The following is a 26,531-nucleotide window of genomic DNA, read 5'->3' on the forward strand; positions in this document are numbered from 1 at the left end:
TCGACCCGGTTTCGCCGGCGTCGTGGGATGCGCATCTTACTCGCTTCCCGCTTTGAGTCAAGCGCTATTTTCGCACCGCTTTCCTCCGCTGCCGGGCTGCGCCCTGACAACGAGGGCGCATTATAGGGACGCCGCGCCGGCTGGCAAGGGATTTTTGGCGATTTTTAGGAAAAAACACTTATAAATCAGTGGGCACAGCCTAACCACCGCTTATTCACAGAGATATCCACAGATTCGAGGTTATTAGTCGCCAAGAGCCGGAATCGCCTTGGCAAAAGCCAGCAAATCCTCGTACACCGCCTCCGCCCGCCCTAAGGCTGACTCGTCCAGTGACTGCCCACTCTTCACCAGGGTAGGATGCCCGACACCTGCCGCCATGGCCGCCTGTATATCTGAGAGCTTATCCCCCACCAAGTAGGAGGCCGCCATGTCCAGCTTAAGATGTTTGGCGGCGTCCAACAGCATGCCGGGTGCGGGCTTGCGGCAATCACATTGCTGCCGGTAGGCTTCTACACTGGCCTCGGGATGGTGCGGGCAATAATAGATACCATCCAGATCCACCTCCCGATCCGCCAGTGACCAATCCATCCACTCGGTGAGCTGCATGAATTGATCCTCGGTGAAGTAGCCACGAGCTATGCCGGACTGGTTGGTCACCACCACCAGGCAGTAGCCTTTCTTCTTCAACAGTTGCAATGCTTCAATGGCACCATCGATAAAATGAAAGTCATCCACCTGGCTGACATAGCCGGTGTCCTGATTGATGACGCCATCCCGATCGAGAAAAATCGCTACTTTTGCCACTGTTATTTCCTATCGCCGTTGAGTTTGCCGCATTATAGGCAAGCCCGATGTGGATGGCTTGTGCTTTACTCCGGCATCGTGGCGGATATCCCGGCTGAGTTCATTGCGTAGGTATGTCATGTCCCTCTCCTCCTCCCCTCGCGCCTGGCTTGAGCGCCTTGCCACCAGCGGCGAACGTCGTCTGTTGTTGCTCACCGGCTCGCACGCCTGGTGTCAGGATCGCCTGACCGAGCTGCTGCCATCGAACACGCTCTGGTTGGGTTCCGGCCCGGCGGCCTTTGCGCCGCAAGCCATGGACAAGCCGGCACACTGGCTGGGACAGGAATATTCCCATGTGGTACTCAATGGCTTTGACGGTTTACACCCGGATGCCCTGGGTGCCGTAGCCGGTGTCGTCCGCGCCGGCGGACTGCTCTGTCTGATGATGCCGCCATTGGCCGATTGGCCAAGCTTTGCCGATCCGGATCTGCGCCGCTTTGTGTCTACGCCCACTGAGACGGTGCGCTGCCAGGGATTTTTTCTGGCCAGGCTGGCAAGGTTGCTGCAGGCTGGATCTGGACTCTGGCGCTGGGATCAAGCCAGCGGCTGGCATACCGATGAGCCCTGGCCTCTGCACCTGGCCCCCTGGTCATGCCACGCGACACTGCAGCCAACCGACGATCAACAGGCCGCCCTGATGGCCCTGCGGCACTGTGCCGCCGGCCATCCCCATAGACCCCTGCTGATTGCGGCGGACCGTGGGCGCGGCAAATCCACCGTACTGGGCCTGGCTGCCGCACAGCTACTGCAACGGCCTGGATATCGTGTCCTGCTAACCGCGCCATCACGCAAGGCGACTGAACAGGTGTTCGTGCAATTGCGCCGTCTGTTGCCCGAGGCGCTCGAGCAGGGCGAGCGAATTGAGTTGGGTAGCAGCCAGCTCACCTTCTATAGTCCCGATGCCCTGCTGGAACAGCAGCCAGAGGCCGATCTGCTGCTGATCGACGAGGCGGCGGCCATTCCCACCCCGCTGCTGCAGGATTTGCTGCGTCATTATTCCCGCGTGGTCTTTGCAACCACGCTACATGGCTACGAAGGCTCGGGGCAAGGCTTTGCCCTGCGCATGCAACCTTATTTGGATAGGTATCATCCCGGTTGGCAGCGCTGTCACCTCAGCCAACCGGTGCGCTGGCATACCGACGACCCCCTCGAGCCACTGCTCAACCGCTTGCTGCTGCTGGGCCATAGCGAGCCCCCACCGGTTCCCAGTGACGATCCCATTGTCTGGCAACACCTATCCCAAACCCAGCTGGCCAACGATGAAGCCCTGTTACGCCAGCTGTTTGGCCTGCTGATCCAGGCCCACTATCAGACCACCCCCAGCGATCTGCGCACCCTGCTGGACAGCCCGGATCTTACCATCCACGGCCTGCGCCAAGGTGCGCAGTGGCTCGGTGTTGCCCTGTTATGCGCGGAGGGGCCTATCGAGCCCGAGTTGGCCCAGACCATTCGCCGCGGCGAGCGCCGTCCACGCGGCCAACTGCTGCCCCAAACCCTGCTGGCCCATGCGGGCATCCAGGAGGCGGCGGATTTTCGCTATGCCCGCATCATGCGCATCGCCATCCACCCCACTTGCCAGCGCCAGGGATTGGGCCAGCAGTTGCTGACCGCCCTCACCGACGACTGCCGGCAACAAGGTTACGATCTGCTGGGCGCCGCTTTCGCCGCCACCCCGGAGCTGCTGCACTTCTGGCGGCGTGCAGGCTGGCAGCCGGTACGCCTCGGCCTATCCCGAGATGCCGCCAGCGGCAGCCACTCCGCCGTGCTGTTGCAGCCCTTGTCCGCCGCGGCCAGCCAGGTGCTGCCTGACTGGCGTCAGCGCTTCCAGCAGCAGCTACCCCAGTGGCTGGGAGGACCCTTGCGGGATCTGCCGCCACAGCTGGTGCTGGCATTACTTGACCAAGCGAATGACAGGCGCCCGCTGCAGCCCTGGGAGTGGCAGGATGTGATCGACTGCGCCCATGGCCATCGCTCGTTGGACCATGCCCTGCCCAGCCTGCAGCGCTGGCTCGATTGCCGGCGTGAGGATTGGCAACGCCTGCCTCAGCAGGAGCAGCTCCTGTTGGTGGGTCGATTTTGGCAATACCAGAGCTGGTCAGCCCTGGGGCGCCTAAGCCAGCTTCCCGGACAGAAAGCCCTGCAACAGGCCATACGCAGCAGTCTGCGCAAGGCCGGAGTACCGGAGCGCCTCACCGAGGATTTTTTGTCACAAAGCGTGCCAGTCAGACCGGCTGACACAGTTTGACACACCTTGGCCACCGCGCTTTTTTATACTCAGGCCATCCGTTCAGTGAGGAACCTATGGAACCAAGCTTGCCCCATATCCTGGTGGTGGATGATCATGCCGACATCCGCGATCTGTTGAAGCGATTTCTTGAAACCCACGGTTTCCGGGTGACCTGTGCCCGGGATGGCAAGGAGATGAAGCGCCAGCTGGAGAGTGGCAGCTACCAACTGATGGTGCTGGATCTGATGTTGCCCGGTGAAGATGGCCTCTCGCTGTGCCGCGGCGTGCGCGCCACCTCCAACCTGCCCATCGTCATGCTGACTGCCATGGGTGAGGAGATGGACAAGATCATCGGCCTGGAGATGGGCGCCGACGACTATCTGGCCAAGCCCTTCAACCCCCGTGAGCTGCTGGCGCGGATCCGGGCCGTGCTGCGCCGCACCCAGGGCCAGGAGATGGCCGAGCCCCAGGCGACCCAGCAACTGCATTTTGCCCACTGGACCCTGGATCAGGCCCGTCGGGAACTGGTGGATGAGAACGGCGTGACCATCAGCCTCTCCACCGCCGAATTTGACCTGCTCAAGGTGTTCGTCGAGCGCCCCCAACGGGTGCTGAGCCGGGATCAGCTGCTGGATCTGGCCCGCGGTCGGGAGGCCCAGGCCTTCGACCGGGCCATTGATACCCTGGTGAGCCGGCTGCGCCGCAAGCTGGAGCGGGATCCCAAGAATCCGGAACTGATCAAGACCATTTGGGGCGGCGGCTACCTGTTTGCCGCCGAGGTGCAGCATGATTAGTCGCTGGCTGCCGCGCCACATCAGCACCCAGCTGCTGCTCATCACCCTATGCGGCCTGGTGCTGGTGCAGCTGCTGAGCCTGCAGGTCTATCGCCTGGAGCGCAGCGATACCCTGAGCCTGGTGAGCAGCCGACATGCCATGCTGCAGCTGGCCGCCGTGGTGAACCTGCTGAACACGGCGCCCCCCGGACAGAGCGAGCAAATCCTGCGCGCCAGTCGCAGCGAAACCCTGATGCTGCGCCTCAAGACGACGGCCTGGACACCGCCCCAGCGGGATCCTCTGTTCGAAGCCAGACTCACCCGTCTGCTGGATGTCCCCACCGACATCCGCATCAGTGCCGAGCTGCTGGATCCCTCCCAACTGCCACCGCCACCGGACGGACATGCCCCCTGGATGGAGCGCGGGCGCGGTCGCATGATGGCGCTGCGGGACGCCCGCCTGTACGGCAGCATCCAGCTGGCCAATGGCCAGTGGCTGCTGTTCAGCACCTTCCAGGATAAGGAACCGCCCGCCTGGTCGCCCCGTCACCTGCTCAGCCTCATGTTGGTGGGAGGGCTGATAGGACTGCTGCTCATCTGGCTCATCCGCCGCATCACCCGTCCCCTAAAGCAACTGGCCCGTCAAGCCGAGCAGTTTGGTCGAGGTGAGCGCCTGCCCCCGTTGACCGAATCTGGCCCAGACGAGGTCAGGGAGACCCTGGCCGCCTTCAACCGGATGCAATCCCGGCTCGATCGCTTCGTCCAGGATCGCACTCAGATGCTGGCCGCCATCTCCCACGATCTGCGCACCCCTCTCACCAGCCTGCAGCTGCGCTGCGAATTCTTGCCCGAAGGGGAAGACAGGCAGCGCATGCTGCAGACCCTGGGACAGATGGAGCAGATGATCCGGGCCACCCTGCACTTTGCCCAGGAGGATCAGCAGCAGACGCCCCGTCGGGACGTGGATCTGGTCAGCCTGCTGCACAGTCTGTGTGACGATTATGAGGATGCCGGCCAGGCGGTCAGCTGTCAGACGGAAGGCAAGCTGGTGTATACCTGCCATCCGGAGAGCCTGCGGCGAGCGGTGCAAAACCTGGTGGACAACGCCCTCAAGTATGCCGGCAGCGCCGAAGTGCGTCTGGCCAGCAGCGATCGCAGTATACAAATCCGGGTACAAGACGATGGTCCCGGCATCCCGGAGGATCAGCTGGAACAGGTGTTCAAGCCATTCGTGCGGGGCGATACGGCTCGCAACACCGAAGACGGCAGTATGGGATTGGGGCTGTCCATCGCCCGCACCCTGGTGCATCAGCACGGCGGCGAGTTGCAATTGCGCAATCGCGCCGAGGGCGGTCTGGAGGCCTGTCTGCATCTCCCGCGCTGATCCGTCTGCGAACAAAAAAAAAGCGCGGCCGCATGGCCGCGCTTTTGATCTTATTTGGCGTTGTTCAAGCTGTCCTGCCTCATGACCACAGCGGGAAAGGGCCATGGCGCAGGGGGCCCGGCATCATAGTCGGGGTCAGCAAAACCAGACCGTGACAGGCTTCCCAAAAACACTGGCTAAACAATCAATTACATGAGTATAAAGCCAAAAAGGAGAGCCGCCTCACAGGGGTAAAAACAAAGGCCCGCCAAAAAGCGGGCCTTTAGCCAAGGCGTTGGACTTAGTTGATCTGGTAGAAGACGCCGCTGTAGGCCGGTACCGTGATGGTGTAGTTACCATCGCTGGTGCTGATGCTGTCGCTGCTGTCCAGCAGGTTATCCAGGGTGCCGCTCGCATCCAGTACCGAGGCGCTCAGGGTCACCACCGCATCCTTGGCTTGGGTATTCAGCAGATACAGGATCTGGTCACCGCCATTGCCCTTGCGGGCAACAAAGACATTGTCATCGTCCGAGATGCGGGTCAGGGTGCCCTGGGCCAAGGCCGGGTGAGCGTCCCGCAGATCCATCAAGGACTTCAGGTAGGCCTTCAGATCGCTTTGATTGGAAGAGAGGGTGTCACCGGTGACACCAGGCACCTTGCCATCGGTGCGGGCCACGTGGTCATCACACAGCCCTTGGCTGGCGCAGTTGGTGGTCACCTGGGCGGCAAAACCATCCAGCTGATCGCCGATCTCTTCGCCGTAATAGAAGGTCATGGGGCCGGAGGTGGCGGCCATGAAGCTGAAGGTAGCCTTGTGGCGCAGCCAGTATTCGTCGCCACTGCCGCGACCGGTGCGTTGCAGTAGATCGCCAAGTCGCGGAATGTCATGGTTACCGATAAACAGGTTCGGCATGGCAAAGTCCGGATAGGCAGAACCATCGTTCCAGCTGGCGTACAATGCGGAAGCATTGCCATTGCTGCTGGCACTGGTCTCAGAGCCGATTGCCTGCATCAGACCATAGTGCAGCGGGAAATCAAACGCCGACTGCAAGCCTGGGTTGGAGGCGGTACCATACACCTTGCTGACAAAGTTGTTTTGATTGCCGTCCCATACCTCGCCCACCATGTAACCCAGGGTGCCCCAGGTCTCACCGTTGGCCTTGCGATCCGCAGCAGCCGTCTCCACAGTGTCACGAATCTCTTCCCAGGCACTGATAGGCACCTGATAGGCCTGATCCAGACGCCAACCGTCGATACCAAACTCGGTCACATAATAACCGGCTACCGCTTTGAAGAAGGCCAAGGTATCCGGATCGGAATAATCAAAACAGATGGTGGTGTCGCTCTCGACACAGGTATCGTGGGCATTAGCCACCGAGGTGGCTGTCACAGGTGCCGCCAGGCCACTCAGGCTGGCCGGCACATTGTCCATGGTCACACCGATGCCACTGGCATGGCCAAAAACCCCGTCCAGGAACACATACAGGCCCTTGGTGTGGGCCGCATCCACCAGCTCCTTGAGCTTGGCGTTGTCACCGAACATGGGATCCACGGTGAAATAGTCACAAGCGTAGTAGCCGGAGGCCTCCAGCTTGGCATCGTTGCTCTGCCCCTTGCAGGAGTTGAAGATCGGGGTCAGCCAGATGGCATTGACACCCGTGCTCTTGATGTAGTCCAGGCTGTCGATGATGCCCTGCAGGTCACCCTTGTGCTCGGACGGACCATAGCCGGTGTTGTAGTTGATGCTGTCGTCGCCGTTGACATAGGCCTCCACCATGATCTGATACATGCGCAGATCACAGGCGGCCACGTCAGCCCCCTGGTTACAGGTCATACGGCTGTCGGCGGTATGGGCACTGCTGCTGATAGTCACGGTATAGGTGCTGTCATCAACGGGGGGTTTCTCGTCACCGCCACCACCACCACAGGCGGTCAGCGCCAACGCCATTGCCACAGAAATCGCCGAACGGCGCCAAAAATGCTGGTTCATTCACTTACCCTTATGCGTTATTTCCTTCGTTGGCGGCCATGATACGGACTGCGCCCCCCATCAAGCCGTGATCCTTTTCTCACTAACATTCATGGTAAATGCATGACAGCGTTTTCTTTTTTCAGCCTGGTTCGGAATGACACCAACACCTCACTTTACATCCCAGACCCGCCGGCATAGATTGGCCGTCTATCCATCCAAAGCACAAGGACGAGACGATGAAAGACGCCACCCTGGCCCTGCATCACGGCTTTCAGAATGACCCTACCACCAAGGCCGTGGCCGTGCCCATCTACCAGACCGTCGCCTACGAGTTCGACAATGCCCAGCACGGCGCCGATCTGTTCAACCTGGCGGTGCCCGGCAACATCTACACCCGTATCATGAACCCGACCAACGACGTGCTGGAGCAACGGCTGGCCGCATTGGAAGGGGGCCTCGCCGCCCTGGTGGTCTCCGCCGGCAGCGCCGCCATCAACTATGCCATCCAGACCCTGGCGCAAGCCGGCGACAACATAGTCTCCACCCCCCAGCTGTACGGCGGCACCTACACCCTGTTCGCCCACATGCTGCCCAGCTTCGGCGTCGAGGTGCGCTTCGCCAAGGATGACTCGCCCGCAGCCATCGCTGAGCTCATCGACGACAAGACCAAGGCGGTGTACTGCGAGAGCATCGGCAACCCGGCAGGCAACATAGTCGACATCCAGGGGCTGGCGGATGTGGCCCACGCCCGGGGTGTGCCCCTGATGGTGGACAACACGGTCGCCACCCCCATACTGTGCAAGCCCATCGCCTTCGGTGCCGATATCGTGGTGCACTCCATCACCAAGTACGTAGGCGGCCATGGCAACTCCTTGGGCGGCGTCATCGTCGACTCCGGCAAGTTCGACTGGGCGGCCAATGCCACGCGCTTCCCCTGCCTGAACCGACCCGAACCCTCCTACCATGGGGTGGTCTACACCGAGACCTTCGGCCCGGCCGCCTTCATCGCCCGCGCCCGCACCGTGCCGCTGCGCAACACCGGAGCCGCCCTCTCCCCCATGAACGCCTTCTTGCTGCTGCAGGGGCTCGAAACCCTGGCGCTGCGCATGGAGCGCCACACCGAGAACGCCCTCAAGGTGGCTCACTACCTGCAAGATCACCCCAAGGTGGCCTGGGTCAGCTACGCCGGCCTGCCGGATCACCCGCACCATGCCCTGGCGCAGAAATACATGGGCGGTCTGCCGTCGGCCATTCTCTCCTTCGGTCTCAAGGACGGCTATGACGCCGGGGTGCGCTTCTATGACGCCCTCAAGATCTTCAAGCGGCTGGTGAACATCGGCGACGCCAAGTCCCTGGCCTGCCACCCGGCCTCCACTACCCACCGCCAGCTCACCGAGGCGGAGCAGGCCAAGGCCGGGGTCAAGCCGGAGATGATCCGTCTGTCCATCGGCATCGAAGCCATCGAGGATCTGCTGGCGGATCTGGATCAGGCCCTCAACGCCTGAGCCCAGTACTCGGCGCACGGAAAAACCAACGGCACCCTAGGGTGCCGTTGTTGTCAGTGGGTCTGCCATCCCTGCCACCAGGGCAGTATCTGGGCGATGGCGGCGTCTATGTCCACCCGGGACATGTCCTCCTCTCCGGCCTGGGGCGGGGTGAAGCTTAAATGCCGCCCCTCGCTGTTGAGGGGGCGCCAGCGCAGCGGAGTGGCGGAGCGACGCATGGGGAAGAAACCGACGGTGGGCACATCCAGGGCCGAGCAGATGTGCAAGGGACCCGTGCTGCCGGCCAAGAACAGATCGGCACAGGCCAGCACCTGGCAAAACCGGGTGAGCCCATCCACGGAATGGTAGATCACCGCCTGGCCACCCTGGCGCTGCACCAGCGCCTGCAGCTGTGCCGCCTTGGCCTCCTCGCCGGGGCCGGCCGTCAACACACAGGGAGCAGAGCCGACGGCCTGCAGCCCCAGGATCAACCGGGCATATTGGTCCAGCGACAGGTTGTTGGCGGAGCCGCCGCTCCCGGCGTGCACCATCAACCAGGGCTGCTGGGCCGGGATCCCCAGGGCCGCCGCCGTCTCCGCCCGCACCCGTGCCAGGGTAGCGGCATCAAAGCGCAGATAGGGCGGTTGCGGCTCCACCGGGGTCAGCCCCTGCTCCCTCAGATAGTGACGGATCAGATCCAGGTTGTACTGGTATTCCGGCTTGGCAGAGCGGGAGCGGCGTTGCCGTACCCTGTGGTTGTAGAGCAGCTGGGCCCACTTGGTGGCCGGCGCCAGCCGGTAAGGGATCCCCGCCCGCCACAACGACCAGGCCACCCGCCCGGTAGAAAACAGACTGATGGCCGCATCGAATCGTGCCGCCTTGATGGTCGCCAGCAGCGCCTGTTGCTGCGCCGAGTCAGCCTGCTTGCCGGGATCCAGGATCACCTCGTCAATCCAGGGGCACAGGCGCGCCAGCTCGGCGGTGTAGGCCGGCACCAGGGCGGTGACATGGCAATCCTGGGAGGCCTTCAGCATGGCGAAGCTGGGCCAGGCCAACATGAAGTCGCCAATCTTGTCGTTGCGGATCACCAGTAGTCGTTGCATGCCATCTCCCATCGTTGAAGCTGCCTATTCTTGCCAAAGCCCCTGCCAATCTCAAGGGCAGGCCCTATAATCCGAAGCTCGCCCATTCGTGATTGCGCAGGAGCTTGCATGCAGACCAGGGTCGTATTTCCCGGAACCTTCGATCCCATCACCCTGGGCCACCTGGATCTGGTGGCTCGGGCCGCCCGCCTGTTTGACGAGGTGATAGTGGCGGTGGCCATGAGCCCGGGCAAACGCCCCTTGTTCCAGCTGGACGAACGGGTGGCCCTGGCCCAGGCGGCCTGCCGGCCCTTTGCCAACGTGCGGGTGGAGGGGTTTAGCGGTCTGCTGGTGGATTTTGCCCGCCAGGTGCAGGCCAATGTGCTGGTGCGCGGGGTGCGCACCACCATGGATTTCGAATACGAAGCCCAGCTGGCCGCCATGTACCGCCGCCTGTTACCCCAGCTGGAGATCCTCTTCCTGCCGCCGGCGGAAGAACACGCCTTCGTGGCCTCGAGCCTGATCCGGGAGATCGCCTTGCACGGTGGCGAGGTGGATCAGTTTGTGCCGCCCGAGGTGGCCCGCGCCATTCGCCTCAAGCTCACCCCTTCCAGCCAACACTAACGCTGACACAGGGGGCAGAACACGGTACTGCGCTGCCCCAGGCGGATCTCTTCCAGCGGATGACCACAGGCCAGGCAACCCTGGCCTGCCCGACCGTACACCTGCAGCTGCTGGGCAAAGTAGCCCGGCTTGCCATCGGCCTTGGTGAAATCCTTCAGGGTGGTGCCCCCCTGGCCGATGGCCCGGGTCAGCACCGCCTTGATCTCCGCCACCAGCACCTCGGCCTCGCTGGCGCTCAGGCTGCCGGCCGGACGCCTGGGGTCGATGTGGGCGGCGAACAGCGCCTCGTTGGCGTAGATGTTGCCCACCCCCACCACCAGGTGATTGTCCATCAGCCAGGGCTTGATGGGCCCCTTGCGGCCACGGCTGCGCATGAGCAGATACTCGGCGGTGAAGGCGTCGGTGAGGGGCTCGGGGCCCAGCTTGGCCAGCAGGGGGTGGCGGGCCGGATCCTCCGGCGTCCACAGCAGGGCGCCGAAGCGCCGCGGATCATGCAGGCGCAGCAACTGGCCGCTGCCCAGCTCGATATCCACGTGATCGTGCTTCATCACAGGAGCGCCGAGCGGCAGCACCCGCAAATTGCCGGACATGCCCAGGTGCAGGATGGCGGTGCCCAACTCGGTCTCCAGCAGCAGGTACTTGGCGCGGCGGCGCACCGAGAGGATGGTGCAGCCCACCAGTTGCTGGATGTCGCTGGGCACGGGCCAGCGCAGGCGCGACTCCCGCACCCGCACCGCCGTGATGGTCTGGCCCGCCAGATGGGGGGCGATACCCTGACGGGTGACTTCGACCTCGGGCAACTCAGGCATCAGTGACCTCCGCTGAGCAGGCTACGGTACTGCGCCTGACTGAGGCTCAGCAGCTGGCCGCGCCAGTTCACCACCGCATACTGGCCCTGATCCTGGTACAGCTGCAGGCTGACGGGTTCCGCCACCCCGGCCAGCCAGACGGTCAGCGGCTGGCTGGCACCCCGCACCGCCATCTCGGCCGGCGGCAGCTGCCAGCTCAGCCATTGATTGAGCACCGCCTCCAGCCCGGCGCCATCCAGCCCCAGATCCGGCACCGCCCGCCAGCTCTGCCCCAACCGCTCGATGCGCCAGGCCGGCGCCGCCCAGGTCAGCACCACGGCGCCGGTGGGCAGCAGGCCATCGGTCACCGGCACCGGATCCGTACCGGTGAGCCGCTCGTCGCTCAGCCGCAGCACCACTATCATCACCAGCACCACCAGTATGATGACGTTGTTCCAGCCTTTCTTGGTCAGTCGCTTCATGCTCTTCTCCCCTGCTGGGCGCAGTGTAGCCCGAGCGGCGGGCATAAAAAAACCCGGTACGAGACCGGGCTTTTTTCAAGGGGCGATCAATTACTTGATCTTGCCTTCCTTGTAGATCACATGCTGACGAACCACGGGATCAAACTTCTTGATCTCCATCTTTTCGGGCATGGTGCGCTTGTTCTTGGTAGTGGTGTAGAAGTGACCAGTACCAGCGCTGGAGTTCAAGCGAATCTTTTCGCGTCCACCTTTAGCAGCCATGAGCTATCTCCTTACACTACTTCGCCGCGGGCGCGCAGATCTACCAGAACTGCTTCGATCCCCAGCTTGTCGATGATGCGCATGCCCTTGGTGGAAACACGCAGCTTGACGAAACGCTTCTCGCCTTCAACCCAGAAACGGTGAGTTTGCAGGTTCGGCAGGAAACGACGACGGGTCGCGTTCTTGGCGTGGGAACGGTTGTTACCCACTGCCGGACGCTTACCGGTTACTTGGCACACTCTAGACATGTCAGTCTCTCCAAAATCTTACTTCTAATTGCTCGAGCATTTCTTAGCCCCGCTGGCCTGTTGCGGGGCCATATAGAAGGCGGCATTTTATACAGCATCGCTCGGCAAAGATCAAGCTAAAGCCTGACCGTGATCGACTCACAGCCAACCACGCTCGGCAAAAGATACTGTTTCACCGTCACCGATGACCAGATGATCCAGCACCCGGACATCGATGAGGCCCAGGGCCGCGCTCAAACGCGCCGTCAGGGCGCGGTCGGCCCGGCTCGGTTCCGCCACACCGGACGGGTGATTATGACAGAGGATGACGGCGGCTGCATGATGTTTTAGCGCGCTGCGCACCACCTCGCGGGGATAGACACTGGCGGCATCCAGGGTGCCGACAAACAGCTCGAGAAACTTCACCACCCTGTGCTGGTTGTCCAGCAGCAGCAGGGCAAACACCTCCTGAGGGCGATCCCGCAGCTGGGCCTGCAGGTAACGGCGGGTGGCCTGGGGGCTGGTGAGCACATCATCCCGCTGCAGCGTCTCGGCCAGATGACGGCGGCTCATCTCCAGCACCGCCTGCAGTTGGACGAACTTGGCCGTTCCCAGACCGTGGGCCTGGCAGAACTGCTGCTCATCGGCCGCCAGCAGGGCCCGCAGGCTGCCGAACTGGGCCAGCAGCTGCCGGGCCAGGGTCACCGCATCGCAGCCGGCCACCCCGGTGCGCAGGAAGATGGCCAACAGCTCGGCATCGCTCAAGGCGCCCGGCCCCTTGGCCAACAATTTCTCCCGGGGGCGCTCCCCCGCCGGCCAATCTCGTATGCTCACAGTGCACTCCCTTGCCCATCCCGAAGCAAAGTTAGCAAGCCGTACTCCTCCGCCCCCCTGTCAGGCCTGACAGGCGACAAACCCCAGATGACAGAAAAATGAAGTGTGACAAGCCAGTCTGCTCCAGCGAATAGCCTGTGTTATCTTAGCCCGTCCTCTTCATCCAAAAACGGAATCACGCTACCCATGGGACTGGCTAATAAACGCATTCTGCTGGGAGTCAGCGGCGGGATCGCCGCCTACAAGAGCGCCGAGCTGGTGCGCCGACTCAAGGATGCCGGCGCCGAAGTGCGAGTGGTCATGACCGACGCCGCCCGGGCCTTCATCACCCCCCTCACCCTGCAGGCGGTCTCCGGCCACGCCATTCCACAAGGCGTATTGGATCCGGCCAGCGAGCTGGGCATGAACCACATCGAGCTGGCCAAGTGGGCGGATCTGGTGCTGCTGGCGCCCGCTACCGCCAACCTCATCGCCCGGCTGGCCGCCGGCATGGGGGATGAGCTGCTCACCACCCTCTGCCTGGCCACCCCGGCCCCGGTGGCGGTGGCGCCGGCCATGAACCAGCAGATGTACCTGCATCCCGCCACCCAGGAGAACCTGCAGACCCTGGCGCGGCGCGGCGCTCACATCTGGGGGCCGGATGCCGGCGTCCAGGCCTGTGGCGACGTGGGCCCGGGCCGCATGCTGGATCCCCTGGTGCTGGTGGATCACTGCATTCGCTTCTTCACCCCGCCCCGGTCGGATCTCAAGCTGCTGATCACCGCCGGTCCCACCCGGGAGGCGCTGGATCCGGTGCGCTTCATCAGCAACCACAGCTCCGGCAAGATGGGCTTCGCCCTGGCGGCGGCCGCCGCCGAGCTGGGGGCCCAGGTGACCCTGGTAAGTGGCCCTGTTGCTCTGCCGACCCCGCCCGGCGTCAGCCGCATCGACGTGGAGAGCGGCCTGCAGATGCATGAGGCGGTGATGCGCCTGGCGCCCGAGCAGCAGATCGTCATCGGCTGCGCCGCCGTGGCCGATTACCGGGCCGCCGAGGTGGCACCTCAAAAGATCAAGAAGACGGCCGATAAGGATCAACTGACCCTGTGCCTGGTGAAGAACCCGGACATCATCGCCGAGGTCGCGGCCCTGTCCCCTCGGCCCTTCGTGGTGGGCTTTGCCGCCGAGACCGAACAGGTCGCCGAGCACGCCCAGGACAAGCTGCGGCGCAAGGGGCTGGACATGATAGCCGCCAACGACGTTTCCCGTCCGGAGCAGGGCTTTAACAGCGACCACAATGCCCTGACGGTATTCTGGCCCGGCGGCAGCCAAACCCTGCCGCTGGCCACCAAAACCGAGGTGGCCCGCCACCTGATCGCCCTGATAATAAAGAAGTCACAACATGAAGCAGATTGAACTCAAGATACTCGACCCCCGCCTCGGCAAGAACTTCCCGCTGCCGGCCTATGCCACCCCGGGTTCCGCCGGCCTGGACCTGCGCGCCTGCCTGGACGAGGAGCTGACCCTGCAGCCGGGCCAGACCAGCCTGATCCCGACCGGGCTGGCCATCCACATCGCCGATCCCAAGCTGTGCGCCACCATACTGCCGCGCTCCGGCCTGGGGCATAAGCACGGTATCGTGCTGGGCAACTTGGTGGGGCTCATCGACTCTGACTACCAGGGCCAGCTGATGGTTTCCATGTGGAATCGCAGCCAGGAACCCTTCGAGATCCAGCCCGGTGATCGCATCGCCCAGCTGGTGTTCCTGCCGGTAGTGCAGGCCAGCTTCAGCATAGTCGCTGAGTTTGAAGGCTCAGAGCGGGGTGAGGGCGGCTTCGGCTCCTCCGGCCGCCAATAAGCGTCAGCAGTCAAGGGAAGTTACCGTCATGACGACAGCGCACAACAGCCCCAACCGGCGTGAACAGATACTGCAGGCCCTGGCTCTGATGCTGGAGCACCAGCATGGCCAGCGCATTACCACCAAGAGCCTGGCGGCGGAGGTGGGGGTCTCGGAGGCCGCCCTCTACCGCCACTTCCCCAGCAAGGCGCGGATCTTCGAGGGACTCATCGACTTCATCGAAGAGACCCTGCTCTCCCGGGTCAACCTGATACTGCAGGAGGAGAAGGAGACCCTGATGCGCTGCCAGCGGTTGCTGCAGCTGCTGCTCACCTTCGCCGAGCGCAACCCGGGCATCACCCGCATCCTCACCGGCGATGCCCTGCAGGGCGAGCATGAACGGCTGCGGGTGCGCATCACCCACATGTTTGACAAGCTGGAGAGCCAGCTCAAGCAGATACTGCGGGAGAAGCGGCTGCGGGAAGGTCAGGGCTTCGAGGTGGACGAGACCCAACTGGCCAACCTGCTGCTGGCCTACGTGGAAGGCCGCCTGAGCCAGTTTGTGCGCAGTCAGTTTCAAAAGAAGCCCATGGACAACTTCGACACCCAGTGGCAGTTTATCCACAATCAGCTGCTCCAGAGCTGAGACATTGCATTTAAAGGAGAAACCATGGAAACCGAGATCCTCACCGACGCCACCCACTGGCTCGCCAGCAATCAAGGGCTGTTCATCGAGTACGCCGTGAACATCGCCGCTGCCCTGATCACCCTGGTGGTGGGCTGGTTTGTCGCCAATCTGTTCAGCCACGGCCTGGTACGGGTGATGAACAACCGCCGGGTCGACGTCACCATCACCGGCTTCATCGGCAATCTGGTGAAGTACACCATTCTGGCCTTCGTGGTGATCGCCGCCCTCAGCCGCATCGGGGTACAGACTGCCTCCTTCGTCGCCATCATAGGTGCCGCCGGTCTGGCCGTCGGCTTGGCGCTGCAAGGCTCCCTGTCCAACTTCGCCGCCGGGGTGCTGCTCATCATCTTCCGCCCCCTGAAGGCCGGTGAGTACGTGGAAGTGGCCGGTACCGCCGGCAGCGTCACCCAGGTACAGATCTTCACGACCGTGCTGACCACCCCGGACAACAAGGTGGTGGTGGTGCCCAACGCCAATGTGTTGAACGGCAATATCGTCAACTACTCCCGCATGGCCACCCGCCGGGTGGACATGACCTTCGGCATCGGTTACGGCGCCGACCTGCACCAGGCCAAGCAGATCCTCGAAGGCCTGCTGGCCGCCGACAGCCGCATCTTGAAGGATCCGGCCTGGACCATCGCCGTGGGCACCCTCAACAGCTCCTCCGTGGATCTGGTGGTGCGTCCCTGGGTCAACACCGCCGACTACTGGGGGGTGTTCTTCGATCTGCAGGAGAAGGTGAAGCTGGCCTTCGACCAAGCCGGCATCGAGATCCCCTTCCCGCAGATGACGGTGCATCAGGGGCAGTAAGTCGCCCTCACTGCCGCCGGACCATAAAAAACCGCCTAGCCTGGCGGTTTTTTTTTCGCCGAAATCCGGCGTAGGCTTGAGGCTGGCCGGGTCACTGGATGACCCCATGAGGAAGGTTAAGCAATGCCATGATGACGTCACATTTGAGGCTCAGGCTCTGGCTGTGCGGGTGCGTCTGCTGCACCTGTCTTGCCATCACGGAGCGGATATCCCCTATGTCAGCCATGTCTTTTTCTTTACCGACGCGTTTTCAATCGATCCTGCGCCCCTCGTTGGCCCTGCTGGCGGCAGGCGGCACCCTCTGCCTGCTGGCCGGCTGCAATGACGATGACACCCAGGCCGCTGCCAGCCAGACGCCCTTCACCCTCAACCTACTGCATATCAACGACCATCACTCCCACCTGGCGCCGGCCACCAGCACCCTGACCCTGAATGGCACCGCCACCCAGGTGGAGATGGGCGGCTTTCCCCGCGTCACCGCCCTGGCCAAGCAGCTGGCCGCGACGCAGGCCCATCCCCTGCTGTTGCATGCCGGGGACGCCATCACAGGGGACCTCTACTACACCCTGTTCCAGGGTGAGGCCGACGCGGCGCTGATGAACAGCCTCTGTTTCGATGCCATGGTGGCGGGTAATCATGAATTTGACAGCGGTGATGCCGGCTTCAGAACCTTCATCGATTACCTGCACAATGGTGATTGCCAGACCCCGGTGCTGGCCGCCAACGTGGTGCCGGAGGCGGGTGTCTCCCCCCTCTATCCGGAGAGCGGCAGCCTGCTGCAACCCTATGTCATCAAGGCATATGGCGACGAGCGGGTCGGCATCATAGGTATCGCCACCGGGCTCAAGACCCAGAGCTCTTCCAGCCCGGACGCCAGCACCCAGTTTCTGGACGAAGCCAGCACGGCCCAGCAGTACATAGACGCACTACAGGCCGAGGGGGTGAACAAGATAGTGCTGCTGAGTCACTACGGTTACGGCGAAGACATGGCGATGGCGGCCAAGCTGACCGGGGTGGATGTCATCATAGACGGCGACTCTCACAGCCTGCTGGGCGAGGGTTTCAGCGAGCTGGGTCTCAACCCGGCAGGCCCCTACCCCACCGAGACTCAGGATGCCGACGGCAACAAAGTCTGCCTGGCCCAGGCCTGGCAGTACGCCGATGTGCTGGGGGAGCTGAATGTCACCTTTGATGGCCAGGGTGTGGTGCAAGGCTGCAGCGGCACCCCGCACCTGCTGCTGGGGGACAGCTTCAAGCAGAAGGACGCCGAAGGTAACTATGTGGCCCTGACGGGTGACGCCCTCACCGCCCTCACCACCTGGGTGAACGACCATCCGCTGCTGGCCATAGTCCCCCCGGATCCCGCCGCCCAGACCCTGCTCACCGACTATGCCGGCCAGGTGGACGCCTTGAAGGCGGATGTCATCGGTCAGGCCAACGAAGACCTCTGCCTCTCACGCATCCCGGGGGACAGCCGCAGCGCCCTCTGCGACAGTGCGGCCACCCGGGCCCACGGCGCCGACATCAGCAACCTGGTGGCCCAGGCCTTCTTGGCCATGAGCAAGGATGCCCAAATCGCCATCCAGAACGCCGGCGGTGTCCGCACCGATGTGGCGGCGGGTGACATCAGTATCGGCACCGCCTACACCCTGCTGCCCTTTGCAAACACCCTCACCAACCTCGACATGACGGGTGCCGAGATCCGCCAGGTGCTCAACCAGGCGGTGGACTACGCCTTCAACCCGGATGGCTCTACCGGCTCCTATCCCTACGCCGCCGGCCTGCGCTTCGATGTGGATCGCTCCCGGGCCGAGGGGGCGCGGCTGTTCAACATAGAAACCCGGGTCAAGGGCAGCGGGGAGTGGGTCGCCTTGGACGACAGCGCCCGCTACCAGGTGGTGACTAACTCCTTCACCGCCCAGGGCAAGGACAACTACCTGACCTTCGGCACCGTCAGCGCCGATGGCCGGGCGGTGGACACCTACCTGGACTATGCCCAGTCCTTCGTCGATTACGTCAAGGCCCAGGGCAGTCTGAGCAAGCCGGCCGAGGAAGACTACTCCACCCAGCACTTCTACGACGCCGACGGCGTACTGCAGCAATAACCACGGGCGCCCTGGGGCGCCCGTTTTTTTGCCGAACTGGATCACCCGGCCACTCACTCGGCCAGACGTACCCAATAGCCCCCCAGAGGCGAGCCCGGCAGCAGCACCTGCTGCACATCGTGCTGGCTGGATCCGACGCTGTCGCTTAGCAGCAGCCCCAGACTGTCGCTGCTGCCGCAGCTGTCGGCCAGCGCCGTCAACACCAGCAGAGCGCCGCTGCCCTGCAGCTGGCCACCCAGCACGCACTCCCCCAGCTGACCGCTCAGGGTGCCGTCTGAGGCCAGACTCAGGCTACCCAGCTGGCTGCCATGCACCAGCTGGTAACTGCCTGCCAGCGACTCCACCGTCACGGCATCCGGACTGGTTGGCCCGCTCAGGCTCAGCGCCAGTGTGTCCCGATTGCAGGTAAAGCCGCCCGCTTGTGCCAGACAGCGACTGCCATCGGCAAAGCTCAGCCCATCCTCCACCACCTCGCCGCTCTGGCTGCTGGCCTGATCCCGGTCGTCATATTGGGTCAACAGGGCACCCTGTACCGTCACCGCCAGCTGCCAGCGCAGCGCCTGGTTGTCCACCACGGCGCCCCCGCTGTACAGGCCGGCGTTGGTGCTGAGGTAGGCCTGCCGGGCACTGTTCTCCCCGCTCTGGTTGTCATCGTCCGAACAGGCCGTCAGGCCCAGCAACAGGCCGCCGGCCACCAGGGGCAGGCACCATGCCATCATCTGTTTCATCCTGATCCCCTTATTCGGCCAGGGAGGCCAGCTTTGCCCGGGTCACGGCGTCCTTGGACTGGCTGCCCTGCACGTTGGCCTGGATGGTGCTGATGGTGATGTAGCCCTGCCCCAGCAGCACCCCCTCGCTATTGGCGTTGTCATCGGCCACCAGGCCGTCGTTGACGAAGGTGACCCCGGCCTTGCCGGCATACTGCTGCTGGGCCATGGCGTAGGCGGCCTCGAAGCTGGTGGCATAGCCGGCAGCCAGCAGCGCCTGGGCCACATAGCCCATGGTGGTGCTGTCGGTGGAGAGATCGGCGGCAAACTTGACGTCATAACCGCCGGCGTTCCAGCCCACCTGGGCGAAGCGATACCCCGCCACATTACTCATGTCTTCCGGGGTGTTGACGTTGAGGCCGGTGAAGGCCGGCAGCAAGGGCTCGCCACTGGCTCGGCTGGCGTCCAGCTTGGCCACCAGTTTCACCACCTCGTCGGCCACCTTGGCGGCGTTGTCGGCGTCCGAGGTGGCGGCGCTCACCGCCACCGCCGGCACGCCCCGGGCGATGGCGACGTTGGCCGCCCCCAGGGTGCCGGAGTTGTTGGTCATGTAGCCCAGGTTATTGCCCTCGTTGGGGCCGGAGATCAGCAGATCCGGTGCGCTGCCCCAGATCTCGGGCGCCAGCACATCGATGCCGTACAGGGCCGCCATCACCGGGGTGCCCTCGACGAAGTTCTTGAACGCCACACTGGTGTCGGTGTCGCCGACGCAGGCCTGTTGTTCGTCAACCTTGCTGCGATCCACGCTGACGCTCTTCATGAAGTTGATGGCGCCGCCCTTGCCGCTCTGGCCAGTACAGGGCGCCGAGAGGATGACGTTGTGGCCGGCGGCCTGCAGCTTGCTGAACAGCACCTGGATGTTCTCCGTGCTCCAGCTGTCGTCGTTGGTCAGCAGAATATTGAGGGCGCTGGCCGACTGGCTGTAGGCCGCCAGAGCCAGGGTGGTGGCCAGCAGGCTGGCGCGGGTGATTGCCATGATTGTCTCTCCATCGAGTGATATGAACGAACGATGGGCAGACTGGCGAGGGCAGATGACAGCCGGGTGAATTAAACCTCTGCGCCGTTTTATAGATATCTCTAAGTGCCTATCTCGTTGATAAGCAAGGATTCATCCAGGATTCCGCCGATCTGCTCCGCCGGGATCAGCAGGCCGTGACAATAGCGGGCGGTGGCGCCATCCCGGGTGCTGTCGAACAGATAGGGCTCGGCCAGGGGCCCCAGGGCCTGGCGCAACTCATCCCGGATCCGGTTGCGGTTCTGATCCAGCGTCTTGCTCCTGAGCCCCTGGGCCTCCAGCTCGGCGATGGCCTTGCCATGGCCGCCGTGCTGGCGCATCAGGGCCGCCAGGGCCTGGCCCTGGGCCCGATCTGGCCTATGGCTGGCGGGGTTTACGTAGCCCGGCAGACCGGCGCGCCGGCGCTGGGCATACCAGTAGAAGTAGAGCAGCGGCGTGCGGGAGAGCCGCAACGGCAGCCCGTGAATGACCACCTGACGAGCGGCCAGATCGAAGTGCAGCTGCGGCGGGTGGCACGCCACCGCCAGGGCCGTCTCCGCCGCAAGGCCTTGCCGCAGGGCCAGGGCCAGCCAATCCCGCCCGCTCGCATCCAGCCCGGGCCAGTCGGCATGGGCCAGCCAATCCAGCGCCGCCTCAAGGGAGCAGGCGGCGGCCGCAGCAAAGTCCTGGGCCTGTTGCAGACGCGCCGGATCCGCCTGCAGGCTGGCCGCCAGCTGGGGTGCCTTGGCCGGACTCACCCCCTGACGCGCCAGCTTGTGCCGCCACTGCCAGCGGCGCCAGCGCCGGGGGCTGGGCAGCAGTATGCCGGCCAGGCTCAGCAGGCCTCCCATCAAGAGGCTGGTGAGTGCCACCCCGGACGGCGATGGCACAAGCTGCAGTTGCCAATGGGCACACAGCCGTTGGCCATCCAGGGGCCAGCAGGCACCGCGCCAGAATGGCGGTGCTTCGCCACCAACCGGCGAGCCGGCCTCCCCCGCCTGTTCCAGTGCCAGCTCAGTAAGCTGCGGCGGCGCGAACAGCCAACCGGGGCCGTCACGGGGTGTCAGCGTCATCTGCGCCAAGCGCAGCGTGCTGCGCTCCAGGCTGGTCTGCCGATCCTGGCTGTTGACCAAGCTGGCGGCCACCTTGGGCGGCAATTCGGCCATCAGCTGCTGATGCCATTGCCACTGGATTCGCCCCCAGCCCAATGCCAGCAGCAACAGGGCGCAGAGCAGACTCCAGGCCAGCAGGCGCAACCCGACCCGCCAGGGCCACCCCCGCCTCATGAGCCACACTCCGCACCCGCCCAGGGCGTGCTGGTCACCGCCTGCACCAGGGGCCGGTAGAGATCCAGCGCCCGGGCCAGCGGGCAGGCCAGCGCCGCCGGTACCCGACGGCTCAGGTACCAGTTACCGATGGGCAGATCGTCGGCTATGGTCAGCTGCTGATTGGTCGGCCAGTCCTTCAGTTGGGGATAGGTACTCACCGCCGGGATCAGATCCAGCTCGCCGGCCAGAAAGTCCGCCAGCAGGGCCTGACGGCTGGTGTAGAAGTGCAATTGGGCGGGTGAAGCTGGCAGCTGGTGCTGGGCCAGCTGCTTCATGGGCCACTGATGACCGGACTGGCTCTGGCTGTCCGCCAGCAGGCCGATGCGCAGATCGGCGAAGAAGGCCGGGGTCAGGGCCGGATCCCGCCTATGACTGTACCAGGCCACCCGGTAGCTGGGCATGGGTCGCAGCAGGCGGTAGAGATCCTCGGCCCGGGCCAGCCGTCCCTCCAGCACCCGCTGGCGATCCCACAAGAGATCGAACTGCTGCCGCAGCAGGGTATCGGTATCCAGCTGCTCCCGGGGGCGCCACGAGACGCTCACCCGGCCGTAACCGCTGCCCACCAGGGTCTGCTGGCACAACTGGGAGGCCAGGGCCTCGGCCAGCACATCGGTCGGCTGATAGATACGCAGCTCGTCATGGCCACCGCCACGCACCTGGCACTGGGTTTCATCCAATGCCGGCCAGGTGGCCTGCAGCGCGGCGGGACGGCTCAACCAGGCGGCCAGCAGCAAGGCCAGCATCGCCAACAGCAGACAACGGGTGAAGGTGAGGTAGACGGCGCCGGACATAAGGCCTCCATGCCTTTGGGCCGACCAGCCTATGACAGCGAGATGACGAAACCGTGACAACCCCGCCGTAACCGTCCGCCACAGGCACAAAAAAATGCCGCCCACCTGGGTGGACGGCACGGCTCACTGGGAAGGTGAGGGTTCGGTTAGCCTTTGGGCACCTGCATGTCGGCGCTGACCACCACGCCGTCGCGAGCCAGATCCAGCCGGCTGTCCAGGGTCACACCCCGCAGCTGCTCGAACTGCTGCAGCAGCTGGGCCTGTTCGGCCTTGGCCTGGGCGTCTTCCGGCACCTCGTCCAGCGCCTTGTCCAGCACATCGGCCAGCAGGCCGTAATCCAGGTGCATCTGGTACAGGCCATTGCCGGTGAGCGGCTGCTGACCGATCGCGGCGGCCCGGGCGGCGCCGGCCTCCCCGCTATACAGGGCCAGATGCTGACCGTAGCGGGCCAGCTTGACCCCTTGCGGCAACGGGAACATCGGCGGCAGCGGCAGATCCACGCTCTGCCCCTCGGCGGGCAGCGGCAGTTGGGCCAGCTGGGGATCCAGCATGCCCAGCATGCCCCACAGCTGTTCTGGCTTGCTGGCACTGACATGGGCGGTGAAGGAGAGGGCCTCTATCTTGGGCAGCTCGCTCTGGGGATCCTCGGCCCCCAGCTTGAGATCCTGCAGCTCGACGCCAATGCCCTGCAGCCCCTGGATCATGCCGGTCATCATGCCCAGCATGGCGGGATTGCTCTGCTTGAGATCCTGCTGCAGCGCCACCAGGGGCTCACAGCTGAAGCTGGCCTGGGTGGCTCGGCCCCACAGCTGGCTCAGCACAGGCGCCAGGGCATCCACGTTGAGACCCAGGTTGACCGCCAGCAGCCCCTTGGCGTCCTTGGGCACGAAGCCCTGCAGCTTCTGCAGCTCGGTCATGGCGGCGGCATCGGTGGACTCCAGCTTGCCGGCGGTGCCCAGACTCAGACCGGCAGCGCTGCGCTCCAGCTTGGTGTAGCCGAACAGGGTGCGGGGCCACAGGGCCGCCATGCCTTCCAGATCCTGCTGACAGCCCTGGCTGCGCCAGGGCGCCAGTTCCTGGCTGGCCTGGCCGTGGCTGAGCTTGTCCACCAGCTGGGCCAGGGGCGAGTCGGCGCGGGTGATGCCCTGCACCAGCCCCAGATGGTTGAGGTAGCCCAGGGCGAAGGGCTCGAAGCCGTGCTGCTTGACGAGCTGGGGCAGCAGATCGCTGTCCGCCAGGCTGTGAGCCGGCTTCACCAGTCCCAGGGCGGGCTTGAGGCCCTGCTCCACCGGGATCAGATCGCCGGTGTCCAGGGTCAGCACCGCAAAGCCGGCCTGCTTGGCCAGCACCAGAGCCAGCGGAAACTCGCCGTCGGCGGCGAAGGGATAGCTGCGATAGCTGACACCGTCCAGTGCAGCGGTCTCACCCTTGGCCTGGAAGCGGGCCTCGGCGGCCTGGATGAAGCGATCGAAGGCCGCCTCGTCCGCCAGCTTGACCCGCAGCACCGGCAGGGCGCCCACGGTATAGAAGGCCTGATCCACCTTGTCCCCCAGCCCCAGGGCGGCGGGTGCCTGCTCGCCCCGCTGCAGGGCGGTGGCAAACTCACCATACAGGCCCAGCAGCATGCGCAGGCCGGCATCGGCGGACTGGCCTTCGCCGTCCAGCTCCTTGGCCAGCTTATCCAGCTCGCTCTGCAGCTGGGCCGGCTCCGGGATCAGCCCCTGCCAGCGGGTCTGCAACACGGCAAAGTTATCCTGCCAGCTGGCCGGCTCCAGGGCGCCGGAGAAGATCAGGGTGTCCGTCGGCACATAGCTCAGGCTCGACTCCCCGCCGCCAACCGCGGACTGCTGTTGCAGGTAATAGCCACCCCCGGCGGCCGCCACGGCGGCGATCACCAGACCGGCAATGATTCCCTTATTCATCCCTTGCTTCCTTATGGTTTGGCCCTTGGCCCGTCAAAAAGGGCCATGATGGACCGCGTAACGGTTACAAACAAGTCCGATTAGTGACAGTTATCGCGCCGCCAGACGCGCACTCAGGGGCGGCAGCCAGGCCTCGGAGCCCAGCAGGCGCTGATCGTGCCGATACTCGTCGGTGACCCGGATCTGCCAGGATCGGGCGAAGTGCTGCGCCAGCGCCTGAACCAGGGTATCGAATCCCCAGGCGCAGACCGCATTGCTGTCCAGATGATGGATCCCCTGGGCCCGCGCCTGGAGCAGTTGCCACAGCCCGGCGGCGGTATCCGCCATGAAGGAGCAGGCGGGGATCCAGAGGCGGCTGGCCGCCACCTCGCCCCGGCTGGCCTGCCACTCATCCAGCGCCGCCAGCATGTTGTTGCCCCTGGCTTCCGCGTCGATCTGCCAGCCGATGCGGGCGATGCAGGCCGCCGGATTGGTAGCCTGGATCCCCTGCTCACAGCGGATCTTGTAGCGACCGTAGTCATCCTGGGCGTTGGGCGTATCCTGCCGCTGGTGAGGGCCGTCGGGGACGGCGTCAAACACCATGGCCGTGCTGGTGAACAGCAGCGGTATCTGCCGCACCCTGGCCTCCCGGGCCAGAAACGCGGCCCAGGCCTCGCTGCCCATGGCCAGATGGGCGATGGCATCGGGCCGCAGGCGATCCAGCATCTGCCGTCCCGCGGTCTCGTCCGTCGGGTCCACCAGCTCCCGTCGCCAGGGCAGCACCTGCCCCCCTTCGGCGACCACCCGCCGTGCCAGATGGGGCGCTAGGGTGCCATTCAGCCCGCTGATCAGTACCCGCATGGCGGCGCCTTAACCGGCGATGCCGTACTGCTGGCGATAGGCGCGCACCTGCTCCAGCAGACCGGCCAGATCCGGCTGCTCCTCCAGGTAGCTCACCAGATCCCCCAGGCTGATGATGGAGATGACCTTGGCCTGATAGTCCCGCTCCACCTCCTGGATGGCGGACAGCTCACCCTTGCCCTTCTCCTGCCGGTCCAGGGCGATCAGCACCCCGGCCAGGCTGGCGCCGTTGGCCTGGATCAGATCCATGGACTCGCGGATGGCGGTGCCGGCGGTGATGACGTCATCCACCAGCATGATGCGGCCGGCCAGCGGGCTACCCACCAGGTTGCCGCCCTCGCCGTGATCCTTGGCTTCCTTGCGGTTGAAGCACCAGGGCACATCCCGGTCGTACACCTCGGCCAGCTGCACCGCGGTGGCGGAGGCGATGGGGATCCCCTTGTAGGCCGGGCCGAACAGCACATCGAAGTCGATGCCGGCATCCATCAGGGCGGCGGCATAGAAGCGGCCCAGGCGGGCCAGATCCCGACCGGAGTTGAACAGGCCGGCATTGAAGAAATAGGGGCTCTTGCGGCCGGACTTCAGGGTAAAGTCGCCAAACTTGAGCACCTGCTTCTCCAGGGCAAACTCGATAAAGTCACGCTGATAGGCTTTCATGGTCTCTCCTCGGATAAACAAAACAGGCACATAAAAAACGCGGCCAACGCCGCGTCTGTCAACAGATCCAGCTCAGACCGCCAGGGCCTGACGCTGCAGGGCAAACAGGGTCTCTAGCCCCTGCTCCGCCATGTCCAGCAGCTGGTTGAGTTCGTCGCGGCTGAAGGGCTCGCCCTCGGCGGTGCCCTGCACCTCGATGAGCTTGCCGCCTTCCATCATCACCACGTTCATGTCGGTCTCGGCGGCGGAGTCCTCTTCATACTCCAGATCGCACACCGGCATGTTGGCGACGATGCCCACGGACAGGGCCGCCACCATGCCCTTGAGGGGCTCCTGCTTGGGCTTGAGCATCCCCTGCTGGCGCATCCAGTTCAGGGCATCGGCCAGGGCCACACAGGCGCCTGTGATGGCGGCGGTGCGGGTGCCGCCGTCGGCCTGGATGACGTCACAGTCCACCGTGATGGTGTACTCCCCCAGGGCCTTCAGATCGATGGCCGCCCGCAGGGAACGGCCGATCAGCCGCTGGATTTCCAGGGTGCGGCCCCCCTGCTTGCCGGAGGCGGCCTCGCGGTTCATCCGCGAGTGGGTGGAGCGGGGCAGCATGCCGTATTCGGCGGTGACCCAGCCCTGGCCCTTGCCCTTCAGGAAGCGGGGCACCCCTTCCACCACGCTGGCGTTGCACAGCACCTTGGTGTTGCCAAACTCCACCAGCACAGAGCCTTCGGCGTGGCAGGTGTAATGACGGGTGAGGGTGACAGGGCGAACCTGCTGTGGCGTTCTTCCGCTCGGGCGCATGACAATTCCAGACTATCGATTCAAGTGGCCGCCAGTATACGTCAAAGGCGGTCACATTTCA

The 26,531-nt window shown here is 64.2% G+C and carries 27 protein-coding genes; 10 read left to right on the forward strand and 17 right to left on the reverse strand.

Translation table 11 applies throughout. The annotated features are described in order from the left end of the window. Nucleotides 1–243 precede the first annotated feature (243 nt). Nucleotides 244–804, reverse strand: a complete 561-nt coding sequence (gmhB, locus tag ABD847_RS02600; RefSeq protein ID WP_345009754.1) for a D-glycero-beta-D-manno-heptose 1,7-bisphosphate 7-phosphatase — start codon at nucleotides 802–804, stop codon at nucleotides 244–246. 118 nt (nucleotides 805–922) lie between these two features. On the opposite strand from gmhB, the gene ABD847_RS02605 reads away from it, so the two are divergent. From ABD847_RS02605 to ABD847_RS02615, 3 genes are read left to right on the forward strand one after another with little or no spacing between them, the layout of a single operon-like run. Next, nucleotides 923–3,088 (forward strand): tRNA(Met) cytidine acetyltransferase TmcA, encoded by a 2,166-nt coding sequence (locus ABD847_RS02605; RefSeq protein WP_345009756.1) that lies wholly within the window; start codon nucleotides 923–925, stop codon nucleotides 3,086–3,088. 56 nt (nucleotides 3,089–3,144) lie between these two features. Then, nucleotides 3,145–3,864, forward strand: a complete 720-nt coding sequence (locus ABD847_RS02610) for a response regulator (RefSeq protein WP_345009757.1) — start codon at nucleotides 3,145–3,147, stop codon at nucleotides 3,862–3,864. Next, nucleotides 3,857–5,227 carry an ATP-binding protein gene (locus ABD847_RS02615; RefSeq protein ID WP_345009760.1) on the forward strand — a complete coding sequence of 457 codons (1,371 nt, stop codon included), beginning with the start codon at nucleotides 3,857–3,859 and terminating at the stop codon, nucleotides 5,225–5,227. The genes ABD847_RS02610 and ABD847_RS02615 overlap by 8 nt, the downstream gene beginning before the upstream one ends. A gap of 280 nt (nucleotides 5,228–5,507) precedes the next feature. Here the strand turns inward: ABD847_RS02615 and ABD847_RS02620 are convergent, their stop codons facing one another. Continuing rightward, nucleotides 5,508–7,196 (reverse strand): alpha-amylase family glycosyl hydrolase, encoded by a 1,689-nt coding sequence (locus ABD847_RS02620; RefSeq protein WP_345009762.1) that lies wholly within the window; start codon nucleotides 7,194–7,196, stop codon nucleotides 5,508–5,510. Nucleotides 7,197–7,414: 218 nt separating this feature from the next. Between ABD847_RS02620 and ABD847_RS02625 the strand changes: the two genes are divergently transcribed. Beyond that, complete coding sequence (locus tag ABD847_RS02625) at nucleotides 7,415–8,683, forward strand: O-acetylhomoserine aminocarboxypropyltransferase/cysteine synthase family protein (protein ID WP_345009764.1); 1,269 nt, start codon at nucleotides 7,415–7,417, stop codon at nucleotides 8,681–8,683. A gap of 53 nt (nucleotides 8,684–8,736) precedes the next feature. On the opposite strand, the gene ABD847_RS02630 is transcribed toward ABD847_RS02625, so the two are convergent. Further along, nucleotides 8,737–9,765, reverse strand: a complete 1,029-nt coding sequence (locus ABD847_RS02630) for a glycosyltransferase family 9 protein (RefSeq protein ID WP_345009766.1) — start codon at nucleotides 9,763–9,765, stop codon at nucleotides 8,737–8,739. A gap of 108 nt (nucleotides 9,766–9,873) precedes the next feature. Here ABD847_RS02630 and coaD point away from each other — a divergent pair, with 108 nt between their 5' ends. After that, nucleotides 9,874–10,368, forward strand: a complete 495-nt coding sequence (gene coaD / locus ABD847_RS02635) for a pantetheine-phosphate adenylyltransferase (protein WP_345009767.1) — start codon at nucleotides 9,874–9,876, stop codon at nucleotides 10,366–10,368. Here the strand turns inward: coaD and mutM are convergent. From mutM to radC, 5 genes are all read right to left on the reverse strand, one after another. After that, nucleotides 10,365–11,177, reverse strand: coding sequence for a bifunctional DNA-formamidopyrimidine glycosylase/DNA-(apurinic or apyrimidinic site) lyase (mutM, locus tag ABD847_RS02640; protein ID WP_345009769.1), 813 nt, complete (start codon nucleotides 11,175–11,177; stop codon nucleotides 10,365–10,367). The two genes, coaD and mutM, sit on opposite strands and share 4 nt — an antisense overlap. Continuing rightward, nucleotides 11,177–11,638 (reverse strand): hypothetical protein, encoded by a 462-nt coding sequence (locus ABD847_RS02645; RefSeq protein WP_345009771.1) that lies wholly within the window; start codon nucleotides 11,636–11,638, stop codon nucleotides 11,177–11,179. Before ABD847_RS02645 ends, mutM begins: the two co-directional genes overlap by 1 nt. Nucleotides 11,639–11,728: 90 nt before the next feature. Beyond that, entirely contained in the window at nucleotides 11,729–11,899 is a 171-nt protein-coding gene (gene rpmG, locus ABD847_RS02650; protein WP_345009773.1) for a 50S ribosomal protein L33, read from the reverse strand. Between the two features lie 11 nt (nucleotides 11,900–11,910). Next, nucleotides 11,911–12,147, reverse strand: coding sequence for a 50S ribosomal protein L28 (gene rpmB, locus ABD847_RS02655; protein WP_345009774.1), 237 nt, complete (start codon nucleotides 12,145–12,147; stop codon nucleotides 11,911–11,913). 138 nt (nucleotides 12,148–12,285) lie between these two features. Further along, nucleotides 12,286–12,960 carry a RadC family protein gene (gene radC, locus ABD847_RS02660; protein WP_345009775.1) on the reverse strand — a complete coding sequence of 225 codons (675 nt, stop codon included), beginning with the start codon at nucleotides 12,958–12,960 and terminating at the stop codon, nucleotides 12,286–12,288. A 186-nt stretch (nucleotides 12,961–13,146) separates the two neighbouring features. On the opposite strand from radC, the gene coaBC reads away from it, so the two are divergent. Genes coaBC through ABD847_RS02680 form a run of 4 tightly spaced genes read left to right on the forward strand, consistent with a single transcriptional unit; the run spans nucleotide 13,147 to nucleotide 16,271 of the window. Further along, nucleotides 13,147–14,352 (forward strand): bifunctional phosphopantothenoylcysteine decarboxylase/phosphopantothenate--cysteine ligase CoaBC, encoded by a 1,206-nt coding sequence (gene coaBC, locus ABD847_RS02665; RefSeq protein WP_345009778.1) that lies wholly within the window; start codon nucleotides 13,147–13,149, stop codon nucleotides 14,350–14,352. Continuing rightward, complete coding sequence (dut, locus tag ABD847_RS02670; RefSeq protein ID WP_345009780.1) at nucleotides 14,339–14,794, forward strand: dUTP diphosphatase; 456 nt, start codon at nucleotides 14,339–14,341, stop codon at nucleotides 14,792–14,794. The genes coaBC and dut overlap by 14 nt, the downstream gene beginning before the upstream one ends. Nucleotides 14,795–14,822: 28 nt before the next feature. Continuing rightward, nucleotides 14,823–15,419, forward strand: a complete 597-nt coding sequence (gene slmA, locus ABD847_RS02675; RefSeq protein WP_345009782.1) for a nucleoid occlusion factor SlmA — start codon at nucleotides 14,823–14,825, stop codon at nucleotides 15,417–15,419. Between the two features lie 24 nt (nucleotides 15,420–15,443). Next, entirely contained in the window at nucleotides 15,444–16,271 is an 828-nt protein-coding gene (locus ABD847_RS02680; RefSeq protein WP_345009784.1) for a mechanosensitive ion channel domain-containing protein, read from the forward strand. A 91-nt stretch (nucleotides 16,272–16,362) separates the two neighbouring features. Here ABD847_RS02680 and ABD847_RS02685 read toward each other — a convergent pair whose 3' ends face one another. Continuing rightward, nucleotides 16,363–16,497 (reverse strand): hypothetical protein, encoded by a 135-nt coding sequence (locus ABD847_RS02685; RefSeq protein WP_345009787.1) that lies wholly within the window; start codon nucleotides 16,495–16,497, stop codon nucleotides 16,363–16,365. Here ABD847_RS02685 and nadN point away from each other — a divergent pair. Then, complete coding sequence (gene nadN / locus ABD847_RS02690) at nucleotides 16,487–18,376, forward strand: NAD nucleotidase (RefSeq protein ID WP_345009789.1); 1,890 nt, start codon at nucleotides 16,487–16,489, stop codon at nucleotides 18,374–18,376. The two genes, ABD847_RS02685 and nadN, sit on opposite strands and share 11 nt — an antisense overlap. 53 nt (nucleotides 18,377–18,429) lie before the next feature. On the opposite strand, the gene ABD847_RS02695 is transcribed toward nadN, so the two are convergent. From ABD847_RS02695 to rph, 8 genes are all read right to left on the reverse strand, one after another. Next, on the reverse strand, nucleotides 18,430–19,095 hold the full coding sequence (locus ABD847_RS02695; protein ID WP_345009791.1) for a hypothetical protein: 666 nt from the start codon (nucleotides 19,093–19,095) through the stop codon (nucleotides 18,430–18,432). Between the two features lie 19 nt (nucleotides 19,096–19,114). After that, entirely contained in the window at nucleotides 19,115–20,119 is a 1,005-nt protein-coding gene (locus tag ABD847_RS02700; protein WP_345009793.1) for a 5'/3'-nucleotidase SurE, read from the reverse strand. A gap of 101 nt (nucleotides 20,120–20,220) precedes the next feature. Next, nucleotides 20,221–21,423: a hypothetical protein gene (locus tag ABD847_RS02705; RefSeq protein ID WP_345009795.1), complete on the reverse strand. Its 1,203-nt coding sequence runs from the start codon at nucleotides 21,421–21,423 to the stop codon at nucleotides 20,221–20,223. Then, nucleotides 21,420–22,256 carry a hypothetical protein gene (locus ABD847_RS02710; protein ID WP_345009797.1) on the reverse strand — a complete coding sequence of 279 codons (837 nt, stop codon included), beginning with the start codon at nucleotides 22,254–22,256 and terminating at the stop codon, nucleotides 21,420–21,422. The genes ABD847_RS02705 and ABD847_RS02710 overlap by 4 nt, the downstream gene beginning before the upstream one ends. A gap of 146 nt (nucleotides 22,257–22,402) precedes the next feature. Beyond that, the gene (locus ABD847_RS02715) at nucleotides 22,403–24,178 is read right to left on the reverse strand and encodes a hypothetical protein (RefSeq protein ID WP_345009799.1); all 1,776 of its coding nucleotides are present in this window, start codon (nucleotides 24,176–24,178) and stop codon (nucleotides 22,403–22,405) included. A gap of 90 nt (nucleotides 24,179–24,268) precedes the next feature. Beyond that, nucleotides 24,269–25,018 carry a sugar nucleotide-binding protein gene (locus ABD847_RS02720; RefSeq protein ID WP_345009801.1) on the reverse strand — a complete coding sequence of 250 codons (750 nt, stop codon included), beginning with the start codon at nucleotides 25,016–25,018 and terminating at the stop codon, nucleotides 24,269–24,271. A 9-nt stretch (nucleotides 25,019–25,027) separates the two neighbouring features. Continuing rightward, complete coding sequence (pyrE, locus tag ABD847_RS02725; protein WP_345009802.1) at nucleotides 25,028–25,675, reverse strand: orotate phosphoribosyltransferase; 648 nt, start codon at nucleotides 25,673–25,675, stop codon at nucleotides 25,028–25,030. 72 nt (nucleotides 25,676–25,747) lie between these two features. Continuing rightward, nucleotides 25,748–26,470, reverse strand: coding sequence for a ribonuclease PH (rph, locus tag ABD847_RS02730; RefSeq protein ID WP_345009803.1), 723 nt, complete (start codon nucleotides 26,468–26,470; stop codon nucleotides 25,748–25,750). Nucleotides 26,471–26,531 lie beyond the last annotated feature (61 nt).

Origin of the sequence: Pseudaeromonas paramecii, from assembly GCF_039540575.1 — a bacterium.
GTDB classification, from domain to species: Bacteria; Pseudomonadota; Gammaproteobacteria; order Enterobacterales; family Aeromonadaceae; genus Pseudaeromonas; species Pseudaeromonas paramecii.

Excerpts from the sequence above, each read along its gene's own strand:
- ABD847_RS02605 (WP_345009756.1), top strand. The coding sequence starts at position 923 with ATGTCCCTCTCCTCCTCCCCTCGCGCCTGGCTTGAGCGCCTTGCCACC.
- ABD847_RS02705 (WP_345009795.1), bottom strand. The coding sequence starts at position 21,423 with ATGAGGCGGGGGTGGCCCTGGCGGGTCGGGTTGCGCCTGCTGGCCTGG.
- ABD847_RS02685 (WP_345009787.1), bottom strand. The coding sequence starts at position 16,497 with ATGGCTGACATAGGGGATATCCGCTCCGTGATGGCAAGACAGGTGCAG.
- rpmB (WP_345009774.1), bottom strand. The coding sequence starts at position 12,147 with ATGTCTAGAGTGTGCCAAGTAACCGGTAAGCGTCCGGCAGTGGGTAAC.
- coaD (WP_345009767.1), top strand. The coding sequence starts at position 9,874 with ATGCAGACCAGGGTCGTATTTCCCGGAACCTTCGATCCCATCACCCTG.
- pyrE (WP_345009802.1), bottom strand. The coding sequence starts at position 25,675 with ATGAAAGCCTATCAGCGTGACTTTATCGAGTTTGCCCTGGAGAAGCAG.
- ABD847_RS02615 (WP_345009760.1), top strand. The coding sequence starts at position 3,857 with ATGATTAGTCGCTGGCTGCCGCGCCACATCAGCACCCAGCTGCTGCTC.
- ABD847_RS02630 (WP_345009766.1), bottom strand. The coding sequence starts at position 9,765 with ATGCAACGACTACTGGTGATCCGCAACGACAAGATTGGCGACTTCATG.
- coaBC (WP_345009778.1), top strand. The coding sequence starts at position 13,147 with ATGGGACTGGCTAATAAACGCATTCTGCTGGGAGTCAGCGGCGGGATC.
- ABD847_RS02680 (WP_345009784.1), top strand. The coding sequence starts at position 15,444 with ATGGAAACCGAGATCCTCACCGACGCCACCCACTGGCTCGCCAGCAAT.
- ABD847_RS02710 (WP_345009797.1), bottom strand. The coding sequence starts at position 22,256 with ATGTCCGGCGCCGTCTACCTCACCTTCACCCGTTGTCTGCTGTTGGCG.
- rpmG (WP_345009773.1), bottom strand. The coding sequence starts at position 11,899 with ATGGCTGCTAAAGGTGGACGCGAAAAGATTCGCTTGAACTCCAGCGCT.
- ABD847_RS02620 (WP_345009762.1), bottom strand. The coding sequence starts at position 7,196 with ATGAACCAGCATTTTTGGCGCCGTTCGGCGATTTCTGTGGCAATGGCG.
- nadN (WP_345009789.1), top strand. The coding sequence starts at position 16,487 with ATGTCAGCCATGTCTTTTTCTTTACCGACGCGTTTTCAATCGATCCTG.
- ABD847_RS02610 (WP_345009757.1), top strand. The coding sequence starts at position 3,145 with ATGGAACCAAGCTTGCCCCATATCCTGGTGGTGGATGATCATGCCGAC.
- ABD847_RS02715 (WP_345009799.1), bottom strand. The coding sequence starts at position 24,178 with ATGAATAAGGGAATCATTGCCGGTCTGGTGATCGCCGCCGTGGCGGCC.
- mutM (WP_345009769.1), bottom strand. The coding sequence starts at position 11,177 with ATGCCTGAGTTGCCCGAGGTCGAAGTCACCCGTCAGGGTATCGCCCCC.
- ABD847_RS02645 (WP_345009771.1), bottom strand. The coding sequence starts at position 11,638 with ATGAAGCGACTGACCAAGAAAGGCTGGAACAACGTCATCATACTGGTG.
- ABD847_RS02695 (WP_345009791.1), bottom strand. The coding sequence starts at position 19,095 with ATGATGGCATGGTGCCTGCCCCTGGTGGCCGGCGGCCTGTTGCTGGGC.
- dut (WP_345009780.1), top strand. The coding sequence starts at position 14,339 with ATGAAGCAGATTGAACTCAAGATACTCGACCCCCGCCTCGGCAAGAAC.
- ABD847_RS02700 (WP_345009793.1), bottom strand. The coding sequence starts at position 20,119 with ATGGCAATCACCCGCGCCAGCCTGCTGGCCACCACCCTGGCTCTGGCG.
- ABD847_RS02720 (WP_345009801.1), bottom strand. The coding sequence starts at position 25,018 with ATGCGGGTACTGATCAGCGGGCTGAATGGCACCCTAGCGCCCCATCTG.
- rph (WP_345009803.1), bottom strand. The coding sequence starts at position 26,470 with ATGCGCCCGAGCGGAAGAACGCCACAGCAGGTTCGCCCTGTCACCCTC.
- slmA (WP_345009782.1), top strand. The coding sequence starts at position 14,823 with ATGACGACAGCGCACAACAGCCCCAACCGGCGTGAACAGATACTGCAG.
- ABD847_RS02625 (WP_345009764.1), top strand. The coding sequence starts at position 7,415 with ATGAAAGACGCCACCCTGGCCCTGCATCACGGCTTTCAGAATGACCCT.